Here is a 25,200-nt window from a genome sequence, read left to right as displayed (position 1 = left end):
TAACATGATTTTAACAAAAATAACTTAGCGAAAAACATGGAGTTAGACAATGATTCAGCCTAACGAGTTTAGCCAAGAACAAGCAACAGCTCTCCCTACACCCAATGACATGATTTTAAAATGGGCAGAAGAACGCCCAGATGAAGTCTACTTAAAGCAAATTATTAACCGCCAATTTGTTGAGTTTACTTATAAAGAAGTGGCCGACAAAGCACTAAAACTGGCGTCAGCATTAGAAGGACTCGGAGCCCAACCCGGTGATCGAGTCGCTCTCGTATCGAAAAACTGTGCAGAGTGGTTTATCTGCGATCTTGCCATGATGTTAGGAGATTTTGTCAGCGTCCCAATCTTTCCAACAGCGGGTGCCGATACCATACAGTACTGTATTGAACACAGTGAAAGTAAAATTGTGATTGCGGGTAAACTCGACGATCCTAAGGCCACTCAAAAAGTACTGGATGATAATCCAAACTTGGTGAGTATCTCACTTCCCTACGATAGCGCAGCGAAGTGCCAACATACTTTCGAACAACTCATCGATACCCATGAACCCTCAACTAAGCGTCCTCAGCATCACGATGATAAAGTAATGTCGCTTGTTTATACTTCGGGTACATCAGGGCTACCAAAAGGCGCGATGCTCACATACGGCGCCTTTACGTGGTCAGTTCAACGGTTGATCGATCATATTGGTATCCAACCCGGCGATCGCTTGTTCTCTTATCTACCGCTTGCCCATATTACAGAACGCGTTTACATCTTTGGCTCATCGGTAATGGGCGGTATAGTCACTGCTTTCCCGGAGTCTTTAGATACCTTTATTGATGATGTGAAAATGCATCGCCCTACTCTATTTATTTCAGTTCCTCGTTTATGGACTCTGTTCCAGCAACGAATCCAAGATAAGCTTCCGCAGAAGAAACTGAATTTCTTACTTAAGATTCCGTTTATCAACAACATCATTAAGAAGAAACTGGCTGATGGCCTAGGGTTAGATCAAGCCCGCGTTTTGGGATGTGGTTCAGCTCCGGTATCACCGGCTCTACTCGCATGGTATGAGAGTGTTGGTCTACACATTACCGAGGCTTGGGGGATGACAGAGTCTTTCGCCTACAGCACGATTAATCACCCGTTTAGAGCCGACAAAATTGGTACTGTGGGTAATGCTGGTCCGGGCATCGAACTCAAAATTGCAGAAGATGAAGAAATTTTGGTTCGAAGCAAAGGTATGTTCTCTGGCTATTACAAAAATGACATAGCCACCCAAGAGTCTTTTAACTCTGAGGGATGGCTTCATACTGGCGATATTGGTGATATCGACAGCGAGGGCTACCTAACGATCCGGGGACGTAAAAAAGACACCTTTAAAACTGCGAAAGGTAAGTTTGTGGCTCCAGTGCCAATCGAAAACAAACTGTTTGAATACAGCCGCGTAGAAATGATGTGTTTGATCGGCTTAGGTTTACCTGGTCCTATCCTACTCGTGGTACCGCATGACTTCCCTAATTTTGATCGGGCTCGTTATGAAAGAACAAGTAAACGTGTCATTGAAAAAATGAACCTACAGTTAGCCTCGCATGAGAAGATCAAAGGGGTACTGATGATTAAGGAACCGTGGAGCATCGACAACGGTGTACTTACCCCTACTCTCAAGATAAAGCGACATATCCTTGAGCAGAAATACCATGAAATCGGTCATAACTGGCCAAAAGATAAATTGGTGGTTTGGGAAGAATAATCAAAACCGAGAGGGAGCCATTACGGCTCCTTTTTCATAAGCTCAAGTTACAAGTATTTAGTGTAATCAGCCGCATCATTACGTTCATAGTCCAAACCGATATCCTTTCTCATCCGATCGCTCAAAGATTCCGAGCTAATAACTTGTCTTGATTTAGCCGCCTTACTATTCTTTTTTTTATCATTAACTTGAAAAATATAAGTAACTAATCTGCCAATCCAACAGGTCATTGCTTTCATTTTATCTCTCTTGTTTTTCCTATTAATTTGTCGTTATTATGGAAATAAGCAGTTCAATAAGCGAACAACCATTATTAACAAGGACTATAAGCTGAGGTTATGGATAATAGACTGCGTCACCTTTCAGGCCTCCGTTACTTTGAAGTTGCGGCACGCTTGCATAGCTACAGTAAGGCAGCTGAGGAACTGTTTGTTAGCCAAGCAGCCGTCAGCCAAAAGATTCGCCAACTAGAAGAACAGGTTGGATGTAAGCTTTTCATTCGTAAGGGGCGTGTTATGGCCTTAACACATGAAGGGCGCACACTTTTCAAACATGTTTCTGATGGGTTTCAAGAGGTATTGCTAGGTTTAAACAAGATCCAGTCTGAACCCATTCAAGGTCTGCTTGTTGTTAGAAGCCCTCCTTCATTTGCTTCACGTTGGTTACTACCACGGCTTTGGAAGTTCTCGGTAAAGCACCCAGAGATCCCGATCAAAGTGCTAACAGGCTGCGATACCCCAAATTTAAAACACGGTGAGATTGATGTGGCTATTCGACAAGGTGAAGACCTATGTGTGGAAGATGGTTTAACTCTTGAGGTACTAATCAACGAACCTATCTATCCTTTTTGCTCACCAGAATTAGCAAACTCTCTTAAACTCACCTCACCAGAACAGCTACTTAAATGTTGGTTAGTTCAATTCGAGGGGGGTTGCTTCCCTTGGGAAAGTTGGTTTAAACAAGCGAATGTTCCGATGCAAGACAGTTCTATTCAATGGATGGAAGTAGGTACTTTTGATATGGGATTAACGACAGTTATGGCTGGTCATGGAGTTTGCCTTGCAACAGACAGTTTAGCTGGTGACTTCATTGAACGCGGCTTGTTAGTAAAGCCATTTGATATAGGCATGACGCCTGGCGTTCAAGTAAATCTATGTTTTGACCCTAACTCGCCTAGAGAAGTGCGTATAACGGCATTTACCAATTGGTTACATGAAGAAGTAAATGAGATATTGGAGAACTAGCTCTTGTCTTTCAACTCCTGAAATAGGCAGTTCTTCAATAACTAAACACAAACTACCAGCTTAAATGGTCTGATAATTCATAAAGCGAAACTGGTATACTTAGCTCAAATAAATGGCGAGAACATCTCATGACACAAGACAATAATCCACTGCACGGTATCACTCTACAGAAGCTACTGACTGAATTGGTTGAACATTACGGTTGGGAAGAGTTGAGTTACATGGTGAACATCAACTGCTTTAAAAAAGACCCGAGCATTAAATCGAGCTTAAAATTTTTGCGTAAAACAGATTGGGCACGCACCAAAGTAGAGCAGATTTACATCGACTTAAAGCGTTAGTCTCTCCCTGCTTTATCAGTCCCGTGTTGAATAAATACGGGACAACCACTGTGTCTACTTTTTAGGGGCTACATCAGCACCTCGCACCTCGCACCTCGCACCTCGCACCTCGCGGTATATTACAAACAATAAAAAGCCCCGCAAGCTTTCACTTGCGGGGCTTTTTTAGCTAATTTAGAAAAGGGCTAATTACTTACCAGCTTCTTTTTCTGCTTTAACTTTTGCAATCACTTCGTCAGCAACGTTAGTTGGACATGGTGCGTATTGCGCGAATTCCATAGAGAATTGGCCACGACCAGAAGTGATAGTACGTAGGTGACCGATGTAGCCGAACATCTCAGAAAGAGGTACGTCAGCTTTAATACGAACACCAGTAACGCCAGCTTGTTGATCTTTGATCATGCCACGACGACGGTTAAGGTCACCGATAACATCACCAACGTGATCGTCTGGAGTGAACACGTCAACGTTCATGATAGGCTCAAGAAGTTGCGCGCCAGCTTTAGGCATAGATTGACGGAATGCGCCTTTCGCTGCGATTTCAAATGCGATAGCAGATGAATCGACTGCGTGGAAACCACCATCGAAAAGTTCAACTTCAACGTCTAGCGTAGGGAAGCCAGCTAGTACGCCGTTATCCATCATGCCAGCAAAGCCTTTCTCAACTGCAGGCCAGAATTCTTTAGGAACGTTACCGCCCACAACTACTGAGTTGAACTTGAAGCCAGAACCTGCTTCACCTGGTTTGATACGGTAATCGATCTTACCGAATTGACCAGAACCACCAGACTGTTTCTTATGCGTGTAGCTATCTTCAATTGCTTGAGTGATAGTTTCACGGTAAGCAACTTGAGGAGCACCAACTGTTAGGTCAACGCCGTAAGTACGCTTAAGGATATCTACCTTGATGTCTAGGTGAAGCTCACCCATACCTTTAAGGATAGTTTCGCCAGTTTCTTCGTCAGTCTCAACTTGGAAAGATGGATCTTCAGCAACCATTTTACCGATCGCGATACCCATTTTCTCAGAACCGCCTTTATCTTTTGGAGATACAGCGATAGAGATTACTGGAGTTGGGAAAACCATTGGCTCAAGCGTTACTTGGTCTTTTGGATCACATAGAGTGTGACCAGTTTGAACGTTCTTCATACCAACGATCGCAATGATGTCACCAGCTTGTGCGCTAGTTAGTTCGTTACGGTCATCAGCTTGCATCTCAACCATACGGCCAACACGCTCAGTTTTACCTGTGAATGAGTTAAGGATCGTGTCACCTTTGTTCAATTTACCAGAGTAAATACGAACGAAAGTTAGAGCACCGAAACGGTCATCCATGATTTTGAACGCAAGCGCTTTGAAAGTTTCTTCAGTAGAAACGATAGCGTGGTTGCCTGTTTCTTCGCCGTTCTCATCCATTAGAGGTTGAGGATCAACTTCAGTTGGAGAAGGTAGGTAATCTACTACAGCATCAAGGATAACTTGCATGCCTTTGTTCTTGAACGCAGAACCACAGAACGTAGGGAAGAATGCGATATCACGAGTACCTTTACGGATACAACGTTTGATGTCTTCGATAGAAGGCTCTTCACCTTCCATGTAAGCTTCCATTAGGTCATCGTCTTGCTCTACAGCAGTTTCGATTAGCTCTTCACGGTATTGCTCAACGTCATCAACCATGTCCGCAGGAACATCAGTGATTTCGTAGTTTTCAGGAAGACCAGTGTCATCCCAAACGTATGCTTTACGGCTTAGAAGGTCTACAACACCCACGAATTCATCTTCGCGGCCGATTGGTAGAACCATAACTAGAGGAGTTGCACCTAGAACGTTTTTAACTTGGTCAACAACGTTGTAGAAATCTGCACCCATACGGTCTAGTTTGTTAACGAAGATCAGACGAGATACTTCTGATTCGTTAGCGTAGCGCCAGTTAGTTTCTGATTGTGGTTCAACACCACCAGAACCACAGAATACACCGATACCGCCATCAAGTACTTTAAGAGAACGGTATACTTCAACTGTGAAGTCAACGTGTCCAGGAGTATCGATAACGTTTAGACGGTGACCGTTCCAGAAACAGCTTACAGCTGCTGATTGGATAGTAATTCCGCGCTCAGCTTCCTGTTCCATGAAGTCAGTAGTTGATTCGCCATCATGTACTTCACCAGTCTTGTGGATCTGACCAGTTAGCTTAAGGATACGCTCAGTGGTAGTTGTTTTACCCGCATCAACGTGCGCGAAAATACCAATGTTTCTGTATTTCGATAAATCTGCCATTGTCTTACTCTGTTAATAGGATATAAAATGCGCGCAGAGTATATCACAATCTGTGAGGACTGATAGCTTTGCATGCATTTGGGACTAAAAAACTTTGCCTTTTTCTAACATATAGAAAAAGGCAATCTGAAGAAACAATCTAAATGATTGTTAAGTTTAGTGCTAACTTAAAGCGAAAATAGCGTTTAAGTTAGACTGAATTTCTGCTGTATAGAGTAGCTGAAGTGAGCTCAATTACAACTCATCAAAAGCATTAATTGCTTCCGATAATTTTTTCACACCGTGGATCTGCATTCCTGGAATGCCACCTTTAGGCATGTTAGCCGCTGGTACAATGGCTCTCTTGAAGCCGTGTTTAAACGCCTCATTTAAGCGCTCTTGACCGCTCGGTACAGGTCGAATCTCACCAGCAAGGCCTACTTCGCCAAAAACCACCACATCTTTTGGCAATGCGCGGTCTCTGAAACTCGAAAGTAAAGCCATTACCAATGCAAGATCAGCACTGGTTTCGGTTACTTTAACACCACCAACGACATTCACAAACACATCTTGGTCAGCCATTTGTAAGCCGCCGTGTTTATGCAGCACGGCTAGTAACAATGACAGTCGATTTTGCTCGAGACCAACAGCGACACGACGCGGGTTAGCCAGCTGCGAATAATCCACCAGCGCTTGGATTTCAACAAGGAGTGGACGCGTTCCTTCCCAAACTACCATCACTGAACTGCCTGAGGTTTCTTCTTCACCACGAGACAGAAAAATAGCCGATGGATTGCTAACTTCTTTTAGCCCTTGCCCTGTCATAGCAAACACACCTAGCTCATTCACTGCACCAAAACGGTTCTTGTGGCTGCGCAAGGTTCTAAAACGACTGTCCGTTCCGCCATCTAACAGCACCGAGCAGTCAATAATGTGTTCAAGTACTTTTGGTCCAGCTAAGGTACCGTCTTTAGTTACGTGTCCCACTAGGAATACGGCAACGTTGTTCTGTTTCGCATAGCGCGTTAATGCGGTTGCCGATTCGCGCACCTGAGCAACACTACCTGGAGACGATTGAACATCAGCGACATGCATAACTTGGATTGAATCGATAACCATGATCTTAGGCTGCTCTCTTTCTGCAACCTGACAGATTTTATCAACATTGGTTTCAGAGAGCATTTTGAGATGCTCTTTTGGTAACCCTAATCGAGATGCTCGCATCGCAACTTGTTGAAGAGATTCTTCGCCAGTGACATAAAGTGTCGGTAACTGGGAAGAAAGCTGACACATAGTCTGCAATAACAGCGTTGATTTACCGGCACCAGGGTTACCACCAATAAGAATCGCAGCGCCAGGTACAACACCACCACCAAGTACACGATCAAGCTCTTTGAAGCCACTACTAAAGCGCGGGACCTCTTGCAAGTCGATTTCCGATAGCGTTTGAACCGAAGATTCAGTTGCACCACCAGCGTAACCACTTAGTCGTTCATTGCGCGCGACCTGAGGTGAAGCGGCTAACCTAACTTCTGTAATCGTGTTCCAAGCACCACATGCATTGCACTGCCCTTGCCAACGTGGAAAGTCAGCACCACAGTCATTACACACATAAGCTCGCTTTGCCTTAGCCATAAAACCTCAATAATTTGCTTAGTAACGGGTAAATGTTGCTATTTTGTGACCCCGTTGACCGTACAGGTGAAAATAAAAGTTGCAGTAGGGCCACGAATACCTAAAGATCAAATACAACTCGTCGATAACAATAACGCACCATCCATTCTAACAAGAAAAGTATGCAGCAATCTGAAATTCTATCTGTAGCAGAACGACTTATTCCGGCCTACCATGCCGAAGATTTCGAATTCCTTCTTTCTCAAATGACAGAAGGCGAATCACCGTCTCTAAAACTGCTCGTTAAAATGGAACTGAATCGTATCATGGCTCCGTGCACAAAGAGCATTGATTTACGCGGGCGTATTGATAATGAATGTCATCAATTCACGCTAGACGAGCGTAAACATTGGCTTGATGACATAGCTTTGAACGCGTATCAACGTGGTACTAAAAAATTTAAAGGTTATACCGAGGGCGTGTGGGAGTTAGTGATGACACCTCGCATTCAACCTCTTCGTAATATTGTTAAAACATCCTCTCAAGATGACCACGATATCACTAACGCTGATAGCCCCTATGAAGCAGAAGCCATTAACCTCGGTTACGATTTAAAACGCAAAGAAAACAGGCTCAAGATTAGCTCACAGGTTGAAATCACCACACCAAAAGGACAAAGCCTGCATGGTGTGACAGTTGATATTTCTCCGTCGGGTGCAAAGTTCAAGGTACCAAGGGCGTTTAAATACAACCTAGGGGAAATCATCAGTGTTAAATTCACTGAGCTTGTTGAAAAGTCACTAGAAGCCGATGTTAATGAGGCGGTTGAATTTCGTATTCTGGGTATTGATGAATCCTACGAGAACAATGCAGTTAAATTTTTAAGATGCATGAGAATCAGCGATACAACGAGTGTGGCTCGTTTACTCGATGAATCTCTAAATAGTGTCAGCAAGAAAACCAGCCATGAGAATCAAGATAGGCTCATTCGAACGCGAACTCGCGGTATTGAACACACCTATCTAAAGTACACCTGTAATCTCCCTCTATTCTTCAGTGGTAGTGAGTTGAAGCTCGCGCTGCTCACGGATAACAATCATCCCCAATGGCAATACTGGCATGATGAGCGTAACCAACAGGCTCTGGGTACTTTGTTCAACGAACAACGTATGAACTTACTCGCTAAGCCTGGCGTGAAGGGAACCAGTAACGTTATCTACTCTTTTACCCATGAACATAAAAATAAGACCTTGTTCTACTCGATGATGCTGCCTGAAGCTTCTCGTGAAGAGAGGCAACTGTTCTGGCACATCGGCGGTAAACGTAAAAGTTGGAAGGCGTTCAAATTCTCGGTTTTCGAATTATCCGACTCTGAGCGACAAGCCTTAGCTGAGCATTCAGATACGCTTGCTCAAAGCTCAGCGCAACTGACTCATTGCGGTATCTTGCAAGAGATCGGTGATCACGAAAGTGCTGCCGATTATCTATTAAGTGAAAAACCACGCATTCCAAGCAGTGACCTTAATCGCTTTCGTCATCCGCGAACGGTGGTGGGGAACATTCAAAGTATCTACTTTGATTCCCAAAGTCGTCGTAAAGAACCGAGATATAGCTTTAAATCACCAATTCAACTCACATCACAAGATAGCCCAACAATAAACGGACACACTGTAGACATATCAAAACGTGGCCTAAGCATTACCCTTGAACACCCAATGGTACTCAAGATTGATGATCCGGTTGTGGTGAATTTCAATGAACTGCAACTCTATGATAAAAACTTGCCATTAAGCACAGTGCCTTACCATGTAATTCGTGTAAGCCCGAACGGTTGCAATGTTCAATTGGTTATCACCGAGAATGCAAAAACAATGCGTACCATCGCCTTCCTCAATGGGCTTATCGATCAGAACCAAAGTAAGCTAAATAAGAAGCAAGAAATACTGCCCACCGATTCACTGCTTAAATCACTGCACACTGTTTTGCTTAACAAAATGGTCAGTAATCCAATTTTCATTGATAAGCCGGGCTCAACGTTGCGTTGTAAGCTCATTGGTGTGAACTTCCCGCTGAACAAGCATCTAGCGTTACTCGCTAAACTTGGGCACAACCAAAAGTTTTCACTGGAACCGATTTTCAAAGGTCACTCTAATTCACTATTAGCTGAGCCACTGAAAAGAATTGAAGGTGCAGAGCCAAAACATCATGACGTATACATTGCTGCGATAAAGTTTGGTAACAAGATTCAATCTGTACATACGAAGTTGGTGAAAGACTTTGCATCTACGAAAGAACGTATTTCGTTCATCAAGAAGGCGCAAGATCTGGGTGATGTGTATGTACTGCGAGTCACAACCGCCCCTATCTTTAATCCATTAACCAGTTTGTTCCAATCAGACTTAGCCGAGCTTTCTCGCATCAGTATGCACCAAGCGAAGAAGTTAGAGAGTGAGGTCACCGCTTTTATTGGTTATGGTGAGATAGAAGACATTACCGATGAAGTATTGATTCGATTGGAACTCTCGCACTAAATAGCCAGATCAACTTACCGGTTTGTCGACTTATCGGATTTAAAAGTAGAAAAAGCAGGCTTATCGCCTGCTTTTTTGTGTCCGTTGTAAATGCGCTTTTGTTTAGCGTTTGACGAATATGACTAAGGCTTCGCTTGCCAGCTGATTTTTTGCTGCTTAGCTAATACACCTGACAAGATACAAAGCACCCCACCTAAGCCAGCATAACGCACAGCAGTTTGAGCTTGTTGTTCAACTTTCGGTTTTGCATGGTAAGCAATCCCTAAACCGGCAGAACCCATCATAACCAAGTCATTGGCACCATCACCCACGGCAACGGTGTTATGCAGTTCCAGTTCATACTCTTCAGCAAGTTCTACCAAGATATCCGCTTTGGTCTGTGCGGAAACAACATCGCCTAATACTTCACCCGTCAATTTACCATTGACGATCTCTAGCGTGTTTGACTGAGCGTGGTCAAGATCAAGCGTATCTTTCAGGTAGTCTGAGAAATAAGTAAAACCACCCGATGCAATCGCCGTCTTCCAGCCAAGTTTATTCAGAGTATTCACTAGCTCAACCAAGTCTGGCATGAATGGTAATGACTGGCGCACTTGCTCCAGTATCGACTCATCCGCACCTTTCAGTGCCCCAACGCGTTGGCGTAGGCTCTGTTCAAAGTCGAGCTCGCCTTGCATCGCACGCTCTGTGATTTCAGAAACTAACTCTCCGACTCCTGCGAGCTTTGCTATCTCATCGATGCATTCAATTTGAATTGCTGTGGAGTCCATATCCATCACGATCAAACCTGGCTTAGATAAGTCTGGGACCTCGCTAAGGCAAGCATAATCAAGCTTCAGTGCTTGTAAAATTTCTTCGTGTGCCGGGGTTAAGTTCCCTGACATCAGCGCCACTTCGTAATGTCCCACCTTCCACGTATTGAGGATGGTGTTGTAGGTACCAGTGAAAAAGTCGATGTCATCAAATGATTGTGGAGATAAGTACTCACCGAACACAATCCAATTGGCTTTAGATTTTGCGAGTTGAGAAGCGAAACGTGTCTCGGGGAGTCGGGTTAATAATGTCGTATGCCTTTTAATCGGCAGATATTTCTGAGCGTCCATGTGTATGATTCCTAATTAACTATGCTAAACGTTAACCTATTGCAATTTGAAAACGCAAGTCTCAATATGTCTTAATCATAACATTTGTTTATTTCAGGCTTCGTGAAACATGAATGAATCATTGTTCTCAATACGTAACGCTTTACGAGTACTAGCCCTAATTCTGTTGGCTGCTATGTTCGTGGTAACCATTAAAAACACAGTAGTGATCAGTAAAGGTAATGAGAAGATCCAAGCAAAACAGTTGGAAACGCTGACCAAACTACTGATCTCACAGGCATCACTTTCAGCCAGTAAGATGATCACTCAGCAAGACCAAGAGCGCCTGCTAGAGCTCACTAACCAACTCTCTCAGGATCGATTGGTATTTGATACCACCATCTACGATGCAGAAGGGATCCGACTGGCTTCGAGTGAAAAAGCGCTCTCGGTACGCGAGGTTCTTGGCTTAGACACACCTCTTTCAACGGCAAGTATCGGCAGGCAGCAACTCGTTGAACCTATTTACTCTCCAGAGAGTACGATCATTGGCTTTATCCGCGTGACTTTTGAGACAGGAAAAATGACAGCTATTTCTGATCATCACTACCGTAAGAGCGATCGCTACATGATCGGTATGGTCTTAATGGGATTTGTCAGTGGCGTGTTGTTCATCATGCTTATTCGTAAAAGAAAGGCTAAGTCTGGGGAAAACTGGCTGCTTAAAAATGTCAGCTCTTAACAGCTTAGTTTAACAAATTCAATAAAAAGCCCCGAAGCTCAGGCAGCAACGGGGCTTTTGTTATCTATTAAACTTTGCGGTATCTATTAAGCTTTTTGAAATCTATTAGCTGATTAGTCTTGGTCACCAAGCAGCACAGAGTCGAGTGCGATAACCATCATGTCGTTGAAAGTCGTTTGACGTTCATCTGATGTGGTTTGCTCACCAGTTTTGATGTGATCAGAAACAGTACAAATAGTCAGAGCTTTTGCGCCGTATTCAGCACATACACCATAGATACCCGCCGCTTCCATCTCTACGCCGACAATGCCGTACTTGTCCATGACTTCGAACATTTCAGGATCTGGCGTGTAGAACAACTCAGCCGAGAATAGGTTGCCAACCTTTACGTCTACACCACGCGCTTTGGCTGCATCTTCTGCCGCACGCACCATTTTGTAATCCGCAATAGCCGCGAAGTCATGACCTTTAAAGCGAATACGATTCACTTTTGAGTCGGTACACGCACCCATGCCGATAACCACATCGCGTACTTTGATATCTTCGCTCACTGCACCACAACTGCCGACACGAATGATCTTTTTCACACCAAAGTCTTTGATCAGCTCAGTCGCGTAAATAGAACAAGATGGAATGCCCATACCATGTCCCATTACCGAAACCTTACGGCCTTTGTAAGTACCCGTGTAACCAAACATGTTACGAACATCGCACACTTGAACCACTTCTTCTAAGAAGGTTTCAGCGATGTATTTTGCACGTAACGGATCGCCGGGCATTAGAACTACGTCAGCGAAATCACCCATTTCAGCATTAATATGTGGAGTAGCCATTGAAAATATCCTTAATCTCAAAACAAAAAAAAGAGAGAGGTTCCCCTCTCTCTTCGTTAACTATTATAGAAAGCTTGTACCGTGTCCCATTGGCGATGTGCCAAAGTAAGACGCTAAGCTTTGACCGATATCAGCGAAGGTATCGCGACGGCCTAGAGAGCCAGCAGGAACCTTGTTTCCGTAAACAATCACAGGGATATGTTCACGAGTATGGTCAGTACCTGGCCATGTCGGATCACAACCGTGGTCAGCAGTTAAGATAAGTACATCATCTTCTTTCATCATATCGATGATTTCATTGATACGGCCATCGAAGTACTCAAGTGCCGCTGCGTAACCTGCAACATCACGGCGGTGGCCGTAAGCTGAGTCGAAATCAACGAAGTTAGTGAACACGATAGTGTTGTCGCCCGCTTCAGTGATCGCTTCTTTAGTTGCTTCAAATAGCGCAGGAATACCTGTTGCTTTCGTTTTCTGAGTAATACCACAACCTGCGTAGATATCAGAGATCTTACCGATTGAGTGAACGTTACCGCCCTTCTCATCAACCAACTTCTGAAGAACTGTCGCCGCTGGCGGCTCAACAGAAAGGTCACGACGGTTACCAGTACGTTCGAACTGACCTTTACCTGGGCCAATGAACGGACGCGCAATAACACGGCCGATGTTGTAGTCTTCTAGCTCTTCACGAGCAATCTGACAAAGGTCTAATAAGTTCTGTAGACCGAATGTCTCTTCATGACATGCGATTTGGAAAACAGAGTCTGCTGAAGTGTAGAAGATTGGCAAGCCACTCTTCATGTGTTCTTCACCCAGGTTATCTAGGATTTCTGTACCCGATGAGTGGCAGTTACCTAAGAAGCCAGATAGACCTGCACGCTCAAGGATGCGGTCAGTCAGTTCTTTTGGAAAGCTGTTTTCTTTGTCGGTGAAGTAGCCCCAGTCAAACAATACCGGTACACCTGCGATTTCCCAGTGACCTGATGGCGTGTCTTTACCAGAAGACAGCTCAGCAGCGTGACCGTACGCGCCAATGATCTCAGCGTCTGCGTCCATACCAGGAGCAAAGCGACCTGTAGACTCTTTGTGAGCCATAGCTAAACCTAGCTTAGACAGGTTTGGCAGCGTTAGTGGACCTTTACGATCCGCATTGTCTGCAAGACCTTGCTCACAATGGTCAGCAATGTGACCCATAGTGTCTGAACCTACATCACCGAATGTGTCCGCATCTGCTGTTTCGCCGATACCGAATGAATCTAAAACTAAAATAAATGCTCTTTTCATTTTCTTCACCAACTTATTGCTCTTTGCACCAGAACTCTGTTTATCGGCATACACAAGGTATGCCGATACCTGTTATTTACACGTCTTCAGAACGAATCTGACGGTAAACGTCTGGCGTTGCTGTATATTCTCCGCCCACAGTGATTGCATTTTGTAATGCTTTTGCAGCTTCTTGCCACTGTTGTTCATTGCGAGCATGAATCATTGCTAATGGTTTATCGTCGCTTGCTACTTCGCCAAGGCGAATGAAGCGATCAAAACCGACTGCGTAATCAATGCTGTCTGTTGCTACGCGGCGACCACCGCCCATACCAACGACAGCCATACCAATTGCACGCGTATCCATCGCTGATACTACACCGCTTTCTAGCGCGTGCACTGGTTTAACAATTTCTGCTTTTTCTAGGTAGTTATCGTAGTTCGTTACGAAATCAGTTGGACCACCAAGGCCCGCTACCATTTTACCGAAGCACTCTGCTGCTTTACCGTTATCCAGTACTGCCATCAGTTTTTCACGCGCTTCGTCTGAATCTTTTGCAAGGTTACCCAGAACCAGCATTTCAGCACACGATGCCATCGTAATTTCTAGCAAACGAGGGTTACGATATTCGCCGGTTAGAAATTGAACCGCTTCACGTACTTCTACTGCGTTACCCGCTGAAGAAGCCAGAACTTGGTTCATGTCTGTTAGGATTGCCGTTGTTTTAGTACCCGCGCCGTTTGCTACTGCAACGATAGATTTTGCTAACTCTTCAGACGCTTCGTAAGTCGGCATGAATGCGCCTGAACCTACTTTTACGTCCATCACTAGAGAATCAAGACCAGCGGCCAATTTCTTAGACAGAATTGAAGCTGTGATCAACGAGATGTTGTCGACTGTTGCTGTGATATCACGAGTCGCGTAAACACGCTTATCAGCCGGTGCTAGATCGCCTGTTTGACCGATGATCGCCACGCCAGCTTCTTTGGTTACGGCACCAAACACATCGTTGGTTGGTGTAATGTTGTAACCAGGGATAGATTCTAGCTTGTCTAGCGTACCGCCAGTGTGGCCTAAACCACGACCAGAGATCATTGGAACGAAACCGCCACATGCTGCCACCATAGGGCCAAGCATCAGAGAAGTTACGTCACCAACACCACCAGTAGAGTGCTTATCAACGATTGGGCCATCAAAGTTCATGTGGCTCCAGTCAATCACCATGCCTGAGTCACGCATTGCACATGTTAGTGCGATACGTTCTGGCATCGTCATTTCATTAAAAAAGATAGCCATTGCGAATGCGGCAATTTGGCCTTCAGAAACCGTGTTTTTAGCGACACCTTGAATGAAGAAATTAATTTCTTCAGCTGTTAGGACTTCGCCATCACGTTTTCTGCGAATAATTTCTTGAGGTAGATACATTAGTGCCTCCCAAACTCTAGTGAGTATGGTTTGTAGGGAAAGAGGTAATATGGAGTGACTTAACACCACTCCATCAAACAGACTTTATTGTTATACCCGATAGGGAAATTAGTATGCTGCTGGATCTGCAGTTTCGTCTGTCACTTCTAATGTATTAAGAAGGTTAGTCAGTAGGCTTGAAGCACCAAAACGGTAGTGCATGTTGTCTGCCCACTCAGCGCCTAGTAGCTCATCAGCCATCGCTAGGTAAGCTTGAGCATCTTCAGCTGTACGTACGCCACCAGCTGGTTTGAAACCCACTGTTTTAGCTACGCCCATGTCACGAATAACTTCAAGCATCATGCGCGCGTACTCTGGAGTCGCGTTTACTGGCACTTTACCTGTTGAAGTTTTGATGAAGTCTGCACCTGCTTCGATACAGATCTGAGAAGCTTTCTTAATCAGTGCTTCTTCTTTTAGCTCACCAGTTTCGATGATCACTTTAAGCGTGATGTCACCACAAGCGGCTTTACATTGTTTAACTAGCTCAAAACCCACTTCTTCGTTGCCAGCAATAAGAGCACGGTATGGGAATACTACGTCAACTTCGTCTGCGCCGTACGCTACCGCTGCTTTTGTTTCAGCAACAGCAATTTCGATGTCGTCATTACCATGAGGGAAGTTAGTTACAGTCGCGATGCGTACTTCTGGAGTACCTTGCTCACGCAACGCTTTCTTAGCGGCTGGGATAAAGCGAGGGTAAATACAGATTGCAGCGGTGTTGCCAACTGCAGTCTTCGCGTCATGACAAAGTGCCACTACTTTTTCAGTAGTATCGTCGTCATTTAGCGTAGTTAGGTCCATAAGTTTAAGTGCACGTAGAGCTGCTGCTTTTAAATCGCTCATTTCTATCTCCGATCAATATATTCAAATAGTTAACTACTTCACCATCCATCCAGTATAGATGGATATTTAAGTAATGCTCAGTAGTCACAAATGAACGGACTTGGTTCCCTGAAGACTTGATAACTTTCGCTACCAATTGCAATCCTTGTCACCGCACAGTACCAGTTTGGTCTATGGCACAACAAATCAGTCATGTTGTGTCTAACATCTATAGTGTATTGCTAATATAGCGTATTGCTAAGTTTGGCTTAATCCCAGAAGAATAACGTTCGAGCTAATCTCAATGTTACTTTCTTGCCAGCAGAGACATCCTATCCCTTTAGCTAATACATTATAGGTATCCATCAATAAATTGTAGTGCTCCTTAGAACGCAAACGGTTTGTATCTCAAAAAAACATTCTAGACCCATTTTCGACTCCAAGCATTCACTCATGCTAATGCTCAAAATCACTAGGCCCAAAAACAAAAAAGCCCCGCAGCAATTTCTTGCTACGGGGCGATATTATTATGGCGTCTATATATCGATTTCTAACTGATTAGAAAGATAAGAAGAAGCCAGCAATTGTTGCTGCCATCAGGTTAGATAGAGTACCAGCTACAACCGCTTTAACACCCATACGTGCGATGTCGTGACGACGGTTTGGAGCAATACCACCTAGACCACCTAGAAGAATCGCAATTGAAGAAAGGTTTGCGAAACCACATAGAGCGAACGAGATAATTGCTTGAGTCTTAACAGACATTACTTGACCAGTCGCTTCAACGATTTGAGCGTTTTCACCGATGTATGGTACGAAGTTTAGGTATGCAACGAATTCGTTAACAACGGTCTTCTGACCAATGAAAGAACCAGCAATAGTTGCTTCTTCCCATGGAACACCAATGATGAATGCTAACGGTGCGAAGATCCAACCTAGAAGAAGTTCTAGAGTTAGGTTTTCCATACCGAACCAACCACCGATGCCACCTAGGATACCGTTGATAAGAGCGATTAGACCGATGAATGCTAGTAGCATTGCACCAACGTTAAGTGCTAGTTGTAGACCAACTGACGCACCGCCAGCAGCTGCATCGATAACGTTAGCAGGCTTGTCGTCGCCACCGTCGATGTCTGAACCTAGGTTCTCGTCAACTTCATCAGTTTCAGGCTTGATGATTTTAGCGAATAGTAGACCACCAGGTGCTGCCATGAATGACGCTGCTACTAGGTACTCTAGAGGTACACCCATAGATGCGTAACCCGCTAGTACACCACCAGCAACAGACGCTAAACCACCACACATTACTGCGAATAGTTCAGAGTTAGTCATTTTAGGAACAAACGGACGAACAACTAGAGGCGCTTCCGTTTGACCAACGAAGATGTTTGCAGCTGCAGACATAGACTCGGCGCGAGAAGTACCTAGAGCTTTCTGAAGACCACCACCAAGAACCTTGATTACAACTTGCATCGCACCAATGTAGTAAAGTACAGAGATAAGAGCAGAGAAGAAGATTAGTGTTGGTAGAACTTGGAATGCAAAGATGAATCCGATACCGTCAACTGAGAAGTTAACAAGGCTACCAAATAGGAAGCCAGTACCATCTTTACCGTAGTCGATCACGTTTGCTACACCAGCAGAGAAACCTGCAAGTAGATCACGACCCCAAGGGATGTAAAGTACGAATGCACCAAGTGCGAATTGGATAGCGAAAGCGCCACCCACTGTTCTTAGATTAATTGCTTTGCGGTTGTCGGATAGTAGTACTGCGATTGCAATCAGTGCAACCATTCCGACGAGGCTCATAAACAGGCTCATAGTTTATGACTTCCTTATTAGTTATTTATTGGCGTGTTACAAAATGGGGCTATAAAGCGGAGGCAATTATACTCATGCGACCACTAATAAAGTAATGCCGTCCTCACACTTTCGTAGAAGATTCATGTACCATTCACACGTAAATGTGAGCCGAATCACAAGCCAAGTGCAATTTACGCAAACGATAAACAAAAACCTTCGATTTTATTCACATATACCGAATGCGCGATGGCTATTTTGCCAAATTTGCGCTGCAACCGATTGCTTCGGTTCTTTTCTAAGCAAAAACAGTTCATTTAAGATCGTAACTAAATACTTGGAATGATTAACATTTCCTTGTTTTCCATGCATGGGCATATCCGGGGCATCCGTTTCTAATACCAGGCACTCAAGAGGCAGTTTTGAGATAGTGGTGCGTGTTTTTTGTGCTCTTGGGTAAGTAATCGTTCCACCGACACCAATATAGAAACCAAGCTGAATCCACGCCAAAGCCTGCTGTTCGCTCCCTGAAAATCCATGAATCACGCCACCCAAAGTAAATTTATACTGCTTTATTAGCTCAATAAGTCGGTTAAAAGACTTCCTTTCATGGATGATTAAAGGCAGCTTAAACGCCTTAGCTAGCTCTATTTGTTGAATGAAAAAACGCTCTTGTTTCTCCCGTGCAACATCGACAAAAAAGTCGAGACCACACTCTCCTATCGCAACACATTGACTGGTTTTTGATGAGAGTAATTGGCGAAGTTCCGAAAATTGCTCGTCATTGGCTTGCTCTAAAAAGTAAGGATGAAAGCCTAATGCGTAATAAACATTAGGGTAAGATTGAGCGATTTCATCAAGCTTCCTCCAGTTACTTTGGCCAATAGAAGGGATGATTAACTTCTCGACTTGCGCCTGTTTCGCTTCTTTAACGTAACCTTCAATACCTTTATCAAGTGAAAAACCTTGCTCAAAAATGTCAAAGTCCGCATGGCAATGGGTGTCAAACAGCGGAAATTCACTTAATTCTGGTGTCATCTTCCCTACTCTCTGTTTGTTGTCCTTGAGGATCACGGCGATAAGCCACGCAGCTGCGCTTATTTTCAGGCGTTAAGCCAAGCTCTTCGCACCACTTATCGTATTTATTAATCCAAGCTTTTATCCAACTGAACATACTTACCTTAAGCCTCTAACCTCAAATGACACGAATAAAAAAACGCCTATTGCAGAACAATAGACGTTTTTGTTTAACTCGAATAGAGCGCAGAGTGATTAGTGCTCGCGCGTCGCTCGGAACTGAACTTCTGGGAAACGTTCAGAAGCTAGGTTCAAATTCACCATAGTCGGTGCGATGTAAGATAGGTTATCACCACCATCTAACGCTAGGTTAGCTTGGCTCTTACGTTTGAACTCTTCTAGTTTCTTAGCGTCATCACACTCAACCCAACGTGCAGTTGCAACGTTCACACCTTCGTAAATCGCTTCAACGTTGTATTCCGCTTTCAAGCGCGCTACAACCACATCAAACTGAAGTACACCAACGGCACCAACGATCAGATCGTTATTTTGCAAAGGACGGAATACTTGAACCGCGCCCTCTTCAGAAAGCTGAACCAAGCCTTTTAGAAGTTGCTTCTGCTTCAATGGATCGCGCAGACGAATACGACGGAATAGCTCAGGCGCAAAGTTAGGAATACCTGCGAACTTCAAGCTTTCGCCTTGAGTAAAGGTATCGCCAATCTGAATTGTGCCGTGGTTATGCAGACCAATTATGTCACCCGCGTATGCTTTTTCAGCACGAGCACGGTCACCCGCCATGAAGGTTACTGCATCAGAGATACTGACGTTCTTACCAGTACGAACATGGTTCATCTTCATACCTTGGTCGTAAGTACCCGATACGATACGCATGAATGCGATACGGTCACGGTGTTTTGGATCCATGTTTGCTTGGATCTTAAATACGAAACCAGAGAACTTCTCTTCAGTCGCTTCAACATCACGCTCATTTGCTTGACGTGTTTGAGGCGCAGGAGCCCATCGAGTTAGGCCATCAAGCATATGGTCAACACCGAAGTTACCCAATGCAGTACCGAAGTAAACTGGAGTCAACTCGCCAGCAAGGAATAGTTCGTGATCAAACTCAGGACATGCGCCAATAACCAATTCAAGCTCTTCACGAACGCTGCTCGCCAGATCTTCGCCAACAGCTTCGTCTAGTTCAGGGTTATCTAGACCTTTGATAATGCGAACTTCTTGGATCTCATGGCCGTGGCCAGATTCATACAAGATCGTTTCATCACGGTGAATGTGGTAAACGCCTTTAAACTCTTTACCACAACCGATAGGCCAAGAGATTGGAGCACAAGCCATACCTAGCTCGCTTTCCACTTCATCTAGCACTTCCATTGGGTCACGAACATCACGGTCAAGTTTGTTCATAAACGTTACGATTGGTGTATCACGTAGACGCGTTACTTCCATCAGTTTACGAGTACGATCCTCGACACCTTTCGCAGCATCGATAACCATCAAACAAGAGTCAACCGCGGTTAATGTACGGTACGTATCTTCCGAGAAATCTTCGTGTCCAGGAGTATCGAGTAGGTTGACTAGACAATCGTTGTATGGGAATTGCATTACAGACGTAGTTACCGAGATACCACGTTCTTTTTCCATCTCCATCCAGTCAGATTTAGCGTGCTGGTTAGAGCCACGGCCTTTTACGGTACCCGCTTTTTGAATCGCGTTTCCGAATAAAAGAACTTTTTCAGTAATCGTGGTTTTACCCGCATCCGGGTGAGAGATAATCGCAAACGTTCTACGTTTGCTCACTTCTTGTTGGAAAGACATAGTCGCCCTTTGCTGATCTAAAGCGTAAAAAGGGCAAGTAGATAATACTTGCCCTTGAATTCTGTGTGCGGATTATACAGAAAGCGTGTCACTTTCTAAAGGGTCAGTTTACACCCTATTTTGTGGCTCATTCCGGAGCTAGCGGTCTAGTTCGCGAAAAGACGTAACATGACTAGCTAAAAGACATAAAAAGATAGCTCATAATGATGGCGTCTTCGTTGCCTTGCTTGGTTGGATAATAGTTACGACGGCGGTCGACTTCATTAAAGCCAGCCTTCTCGTAAAGATTAAAAGCATTCACATTACTTTCGCGAACTTCCAGCCAAGCACTTTCCACGTCAGCTTGTTCACACATATCGAGAAAGTGCTCAACCAAAGCCTTACCGTAACCTTTGCCTTGCTGCTTAGGGTCAACCGCTATCGTCAGCAAAGTAACCTCACCGACAATGTTCTGAGCATAGAAATAGCCGACAACCTTTCCATCGACTTCTAAAACACGGTGGCTGCCTCCACGACTATTAAGATCACGGATCATATTTTCAGACCAAGGATGAGAATGCGCGGTCTGCTCAATTTGCCAAATTGCGTCTAGGTGTTGTTCTGAAGTGGGTAAAAGTTGATTAGTCATAAGCACAAATTTGTTGCCATAAGTCGCGGCGATGTTGGTTATTACCGTTAATGTCAGACAGTAATGGAGATTGAAGTGTTTTTGCCTTCAGTTCATGGGCAGGTTCGCAACCAGCAAACCATACCCATTCAACCGAACTTAAATCCACAGCAGACAAGTGTTGCGGTTGAAGGTGTAAAGCTTGAGATAAGTCGAGCTTGATACTTTTGAGTACTCGCTCAAACATCACGGCGAGATCATCCTGAGGTTTTTCTGGTGAAACCAACAGTAACTTGCAATCATTCGATAACAGAGTCAATTCAGATTCATAACCAGCCAAACGCTCTGGGTGACTTAACTCCCATTGGCTAATGCCCATCTCTTGTAGATATTGCGCGTGTGTTTGTGACATATCTAGCGGTCGTAACCTTTGGTTTGTTGGTATTAATATTCTTCGAGTGAACTTAAACGGTGCTCATTGGGGCTGATACTAACAAAAAATAAAGGAGCATCAAGCTCCTTTATTTAGACTAAATCAGTTAGTATCTTATTGAGTGGTAAATCAGCTTATAAGTCGTTGAACTCTGGGCTATAAGCAATTTCACCAGAATGCCCAGCAAACGCCCCTTCTACCAACTCAATCGCTTGAAAAGCGCCTTCAGGCACATCCCAAACACAACTCAGGCCAAATTCGCTCGCCGCCTTGAAACCAAAACGACCGTAGTAAGCAGGATCACCGAGTACAACACAGGCTGGGTAACCAAAATCTACCAAAGTAGAAAATGCGTCTTCAACCAGTGATTTGGCAATGCCTTGATTGCGGAACTCTTCTTTCACGGCGAGAGGTGCGAGCCCCTGCCAGTTATGATCGTCACCATCAAGAATAAGAGGGCTAAACATCAGGTGACCAACCACCTCCCCTTCATCAGAACAAGCCACCAGCGATAGCGTTAAATGGCTATTCTCACGCAAGCTCATAACCAAATTAGCTTCTGCATCCGTTTCAAAAACAGATTTCAATAAACGATCGATGACAAGTATATCTGCCGGTGCTTCAGTTCGAATAAGCATTCATTACCTCACTTTGTGTATCTGGGGATTGTACTCCCTTCTGCACAAAATCAGCTAATTGATTTAACAAAGTTTTCATAGGAGTCGGCAATAAGTCTAAATCGACGCTATCCATCAAATTTTTCACTTCCAAGCCTAGCTCGGTATCGCCCTCAATAGACAGTCGACGTTGGAAGAAAAGCGTATCTGGGTCTTCTTTTCGCCCAGCAATCAACACGAGATCATTTAGATTGCCACTAAAACTCACATCTTCATTGACCTCTTTATCAGCGACAACTAGTTGCTCATTTTTGTAGCTAATACACCAACTTAACCCCATATCTTTTATTGAAACTTTAAGCCACTTGTCTTCTAAGAACTCAAAATCACCATCCTCTAAAGCCTCCTTGAATACATTTTTCAATGCTTCTAATAAGGCTTTTTTTTGTACTGATTTTGGTAATAACTGGACTGGAGATCGCAAAATTGATGCGGCATTTTGAACTAGTTGAGTGCGTATCTTGTTTATCACGTGACTTATCCGTAACTTTGTCAATAATATAGAAAGCATCATAGATGATGTTGAGATCTCAGTTACTGTTATGTATCAAATTAATTCAGTTTGATGCTCGACCTTTAATATATTGATAATCGCAGTTATAGTAACTCTGGTCATGAAAATCACAGCGAATCGCTGCACTCACAAGTAAACATCGATAGCTGAACAAAAAGCAATCAATGTTTATCGATAGCTCTTGGAGAATTGGTAGTACTTTGATGCCTCCCCAGCAACTACAACATTGGTTTACACAGCTTACTGCAAACAGCCCGTTCTTTTTTGCGGTACTTGATGCTCAACATAACTATTTTATAGTGAATGAGCGTTACTGTGATATTGCTGGTTTGAGTAAAACAGAGCTTGTAGGCATGAATGACCGCCAAACCTTGGGCGAGCAATTCTACCAACACCTTAAGCCTTACTATGAGCGTGCATTCAATGGCGAAACGATTGAGGCGGAAATCACCCTAAACGAAACGGCTTTAGACACTAGCCTTCACTTCAGCCTATCTCCGCTTACCAATGGTAAAAAGACTGAATACATCATCTTTCACGCCTTCGATACATCTGAAAACCAAGTACTTGTCCGTTCTTTAGAAGAGTCTGAAGCGAAATTCCACAAGCTATCTCACCTGCTCCCAGACGGATTGCTATTAGTTGAAAACGACTACATTCTGTCTTCGAACCCTGCAGCTGCGCGCTTACTTGGTTTTAACTCCACCACAGAATTGATTGGCGAAGAGTTAGGCCGATTATTTATCGATGAACAAACCAAAACAGTCTTTAATAATGACCTCAGCTCCATTATTTCTGAGTCTGGCTTGGTTTGTTTAACGGGTGCTCGATGTGGCTTTGAACGTAAAGTTCAGTTAAATATCGACTCGACGGTCATTCTTGGAAGCAGTACCCAACTCGTACTTATTCAAGACGCTCAAGAAACAACAAAACAATACACACCCGCTAACAGTGAAGATGCCTACATCGATACACTGACTAAGCTCTACAACCGACTTGGGTTTACCAAAAGCCTTGAGCAGTTCATTCACAACAAGACCCCTGTTGTGATGCTCTACTTAGACATCGATAACTTCAAAAATATCAATGACTCACTTGGCCACCACATCGGTGATAAAGTGATTAAAGAGGTCGCATCTCGCTTAAAACGACAACTGCCTCGTCAAGCTATTATTGGCCATTTAGGCGGTGATGAATTTGGTATTATTCTGCCTGAACCTGAACACCCACGAACACCTGAAATACTCTCTGAAAAGATCATATCTCTGATCAACCAACCCTTCGATCTCCACCATTTTAGCAAGCGTTTAGCCTGCTCGATTGGTAGTGTGAGCTTTCCTCACGATGGCAGTGACGCTCGTATCTTGCTGCAGAATGCTGACACCGCAATGTATGAAGCTAAGGATCGTGGACGCAACCGCCTGATCAAGTTCAACGAACAGATGAACAAAGAAGCGCGAATGCGACTGTGGCTTGAGATAGAACTGCAAAAAGCACTGCAACAGAACGGGCTTGAGGTTTGGTACCAACCAAAAGTAAATGCGCGTGACTTCACCATTAACGGAGCAGAAGCTCTGGTACGTTGGAAACACCCCGTAGAAGGTTATATTAGCCCTGCCGCATTTATTCCTGTAGCGGAACGAGCTGGCCTTATTGAACAACTTGGTCGTGTGGTAATGCGCGAAGTATTTGCCACGGTGAAACGTTGGAAGATGCAAGGTATTTTACCTGGTCGCGTCGCGATCAACCTTTCACCAGAGCAGTTTGGTAATCCAAAATTGATTGATTTCATGGAGAAGTTGCTGCGCTCTACTGAGCTAGATCCAAGTGCGATTACCTTTGAGCTTACAGAAAGTGCCGTAATGAGTGATAGTGAGCACACGCTTCAAATGCTGAACGCGATTAAGAGACTTGGCTTTGCGTTATCCATTGATGACTTTGGTACGGGTTACTCTTCTCTATCTTACCTTGCTCGCTTTCCGATTGATGAGCTTAAAATTGACCGAGCTTTTATCTCAGATATCGATACCTTACCAAAGCAAATTACCGTAATTGAAAACATCATCAACCTTGGGAAATCTCTCGATTTAACCGTGGTTGCAGAGGGTGTCGAAACCAGTGAACAAGCAACCCTGCTGTCTAACCTCAACTGTGGTTCAATTCAAGGTTTCCACTTCTATCGCCCTCAACCAAAACAAGAGGTTGAAGAACTGTTCGCCCAAAACCGTCGTCACAAGAATTAATTAAACACGCCCTCCAACACCAAGCTAAAGCGTAAATTCGCCATTCGTCAGTACCTCAAATGGGGTAAAAGCAGATTTATCCATCTAAACCTGCCTTACATCAATTCCGTCATTCATAATTCTTCATAAAATACTCGCT

General features: G+C 44.1%; 22 protein-coding genes. 6 read left to right on the top strand and 16 right to left on the bottom strand.

Annotated elements, in window-relative coordinates:
• The first annotated feature begins 49 nt into the window (after window positions 1-49).
• Window positions 50-1,738: an AMP-binding protein gene (locus ACED59_RS02400; protein WP_017096673.1), complete on the top strand. Its 1,689-nt coding sequence runs from the start codon at window positions 50-52 to the stop codon at window positions 1,736-1,738.
• 47 nt (window positions 1,739-1,785) lie between these two features.
• On the opposite strand, the gene ACED59_RS02395 is transcribed toward ACED59_RS02400, so the two are convergent.
• Window positions 1,786-1,977, bottom strand: a complete 192-nt coding sequence (locus ACED59_RS02395) for a hypothetical protein (RefSeq protein WP_017096672.1) — start codon at window positions 1,975-1,977, stop codon at window positions 1,786-1,788.
• A 99-nt stretch (window positions 1,978-2,076) separates the two neighbouring features.
• Between ACED59_RS02395 and ACED59_RS02390 the strand changes: the two genes are divergently transcribed.
• Window positions 2,077-2,982, top strand: a complete 906-nt coding sequence (locus ACED59_RS02390) for a LysR substrate-binding domain-containing protein (RefSeq protein ID WP_017096671.1) — start codon at window positions 2,077-2,079, stop codon at window positions 2,980-2,982.
• A gap of 128 nt (window positions 2,983-3,110) precedes the next feature.
• Complete coding sequence (locus ACED59_RS02385; protein ID WP_012604684.1) at window positions 3,111-3,323, top strand: VF530 family DNA-binding protein; 213 nt, start codon at window positions 3,111-3,113, stop codon at window positions 3,321-3,323.
• Window positions 3,324-3,512: 189 nt separating this feature from the next.
• Here the strand turns inward: ACED59_RS02385 and fusA are convergent, their stop codons facing one another.
• Together fusA and radA are read right to left on the bottom strand one after the other, a co-directional pair.
• Window positions 3,513-5,600 (bottom strand): elongation factor G, encoded by a 2,088-nt coding sequence (fusA, locus tag ACED59_RS02380; RefSeq protein WP_009847514.1) that lies wholly within the window; start codon window positions 5,598-5,600, stop codon window positions 3,513-3,515.
• Between the two features lie 234 nt (window positions 5,601-5,834).
• A complete protein-coding gene (radA, locus tag ACED59_RS02375; protein WP_009847515.1) occupies window positions 5,835-7,214 on the bottom strand; it encodes a DNA repair protein RadA in 1,380 nt (459 codons plus the stop codon).
• A 161-nt stretch (window positions 7,215-7,375) separates the two neighbouring features.
• Here radA and ACED59_RS02370 point away from each other — a divergent pair, with 161 nt between their 5' ends.
• Window positions 7,376-9,724, top strand: a complete 2,349-nt coding sequence (locus ACED59_RS02370; protein ID WP_017096670.1) for a PilZ domain-containing protein — start codon at window positions 7,376-7,378, stop codon at window positions 9,722-9,724.
• 122 nt (window positions 9,725-9,846) lie between these two features.
• Here ACED59_RS02370 and serB read toward each other — a convergent pair whose 3' ends face one another.
• Window positions 9,847-10,827, bottom strand: coding sequence for a phosphoserine phosphatase (gene serB / locus ACED59_RS02365; protein ID WP_009847517.1), 981 nt, complete (start codon window positions 10,825-10,827; stop codon window positions 9,847-9,849).
• Between the two features lie 109 nt (window positions 10,828-10,936).
• On the opposite strand from serB, the gene ACED59_RS02360 reads away from it, so the two are divergent.
• Complete coding sequence (locus ACED59_RS02360) at window positions 10,937-11,548, top strand: YtjB family periplasmic protein (protein WP_009847518.1); 612 nt, start codon at window positions 10,937-10,939, stop codon at window positions 11,546-11,548.
• A gap of 113 nt (window positions 11,549-11,661) precedes the next feature.
• On the opposite strand, the gene deoD is transcribed toward ACED59_RS02360, so the two are convergent.
• The 12 genes from deoD to ACED59_RS02300 all read right to left on the bottom strand — a co-directional run bounded on the left by deoD (window position 11,662) and on the right by ACED59_RS02300 (window position 22,776).
• Window positions 11,662-12,381 carry a purine-nucleoside phosphorylase gene (deoD, locus tag ACED59_RS02355; protein ID WP_009847519.1) on the bottom strand — a complete coding sequence of 240 codons (720 nt, stop codon included), beginning with the start codon at window positions 12,379-12,381 and terminating at the stop codon, window positions 11,662-11,664.
• A 63-nt stretch (window positions 12,382-12,444) separates the two neighbouring features.
• Window positions 12,445-13,665, bottom strand: a complete 1,221-nt coding sequence (locus ACED59_RS02350; RefSeq protein WP_029223774.1) for a phosphopentomutase — start codon at window positions 13,663-13,665, stop codon at window positions 12,445-12,447.
• Window positions 13,666-13,741: 76 nt separating this feature from the next.
• A complete protein-coding gene (gene deoA / locus ACED59_RS02345) occupies window positions 13,742-15,070 on the bottom strand; it encodes a thymidine phosphorylase (protein WP_029223773.1) in 1,329 nt (442 codons plus the stop codon).
• A 108-nt stretch (window positions 15,071-15,178) separates the two neighbouring features.
• Window positions 15,179-15,955, bottom strand: coding sequence for a deoxyribose-phosphate aldolase (gene deoC, locus ACED59_RS02340; RefSeq protein WP_009847522.1), 777 nt, complete (start codon window positions 15,953-15,955; stop codon window positions 15,179-15,181).
• 537 nt (window positions 15,956-16,492) lie between these two features.
• The gene (locus ACED59_RS02335; RefSeq protein ID WP_009847523.1) at window positions 16,493-17,755 is read right to left on the bottom strand and encodes a NupC/NupG family nucleoside CNT transporter; all 1,263 of its coding nucleotides are present in this window, start codon (window positions 17,753-17,755) and stop codon (window positions 16,493-16,495) included.
• Between the two features lie 204 nt (window positions 17,756-17,959).
• On the bottom strand, window positions 17,960-18,772 hold the full coding sequence (locus tag ACED59_RS02330; RefSeq protein WP_050546535.1) for a TatD family hydrolase: 813 nt from the start codon (window positions 18,770-18,772) through the stop codon (window positions 17,960-17,962).
• Window positions 18,753-18,908: a DUF5363 family protein gene (locus tag ACED59_RS02325; RefSeq protein WP_012604693.1), complete on the bottom strand. Its 156-nt coding sequence runs from the start codon at window positions 18,906-18,908 to the stop codon at window positions 18,753-18,755. The genes ACED59_RS02330 and ACED59_RS02325 overlap by 20 nt, the downstream gene beginning before the upstream one ends.
• 98 nt (window positions 18,909-19,006) lie before the next feature.
• Window positions 19,007-20,587 carry a peptide chain release factor 3 gene (prfC, locus tag ACED59_RS02320; protein WP_012604694.1) on the bottom strand — a complete coding sequence of 527 codons (1,581 nt, stop codon included), beginning with the start codon at window positions 20,585-20,587 and terminating at the stop codon, window positions 19,007-19,009.
• A gap of 172 nt (window positions 20,588-20,759) precedes the next feature.
• Complete coding sequence (rimI, locus tag ACED59_RS02315; RefSeq protein ID WP_029223771.1) at window positions 20,760-21,215, bottom strand: ribosomal protein S18-alanine N-acetyltransferase; 456 nt, start codon at window positions 21,213-21,215, stop codon at window positions 20,760-20,762.
• Window positions 21,208-21,606, bottom strand: coding sequence for a DNA polymerase III subunit psi (locus ACED59_RS02310; RefSeq protein WP_017096665.1), 399 nt, complete (start codon window positions 21,604-21,606; stop codon window positions 21,208-21,210). The genes rimI and ACED59_RS02310 overlap by 8 nt, the downstream gene beginning before the upstream one ends.
• A gap of 155 nt (window positions 21,607-21,761) precedes the next feature.
• Window positions 21,762-22,265: a GNAT family N-acetyltransferase gene (locus ACED59_RS02305; RefSeq protein WP_017096664.1), complete on the bottom strand. Its 504-nt coding sequence runs from the start codon at window positions 22,263-22,265 to the stop codon at window positions 21,762-21,764.
• On the bottom strand, window positions 22,249-22,776 hold the full coding sequence (locus ACED59_RS02300) for an SCP2 domain-containing protein (RefSeq protein ID WP_009847531.1): 528 nt from the start codon (window positions 22,774-22,776) through the stop codon (window positions 22,249-22,251). Before ACED59_RS02300 ends, ACED59_RS02305 begins: the two co-directional genes overlap by 17 nt.
• A gap of 245 nt (window positions 22,777-23,021) precedes the next feature.
• On the opposite strand from ACED59_RS02300, the gene ACED59_RS02295 reads away from it, so the two are divergent.
• Window positions 23,022-25,061: a bifunctional diguanylate cyclase/phosphodiesterase gene (locus tag ACED59_RS02295; protein ID WP_029223770.1), complete on the top strand. Its 2,040-nt coding sequence runs from the start codon at window positions 23,022-23,024 to the stop codon at window positions 25,059-25,061.
• Window positions 25,062-25,200: the final 139 nt, after the last annotated feature.

It is taken from the genome of Vibrio sp. FF266, assembly GCF_041439695.1.
Lineage (GTDB): Bacteria > Pseudomonadota > Gammaproteobacteria > Enterobacterales > Vibrionaceae > Vibrio > Vibrio tasmaniensis_A.
This window is presented reverse-complemented; position numbering and strand designations above follow the sequence as displayed.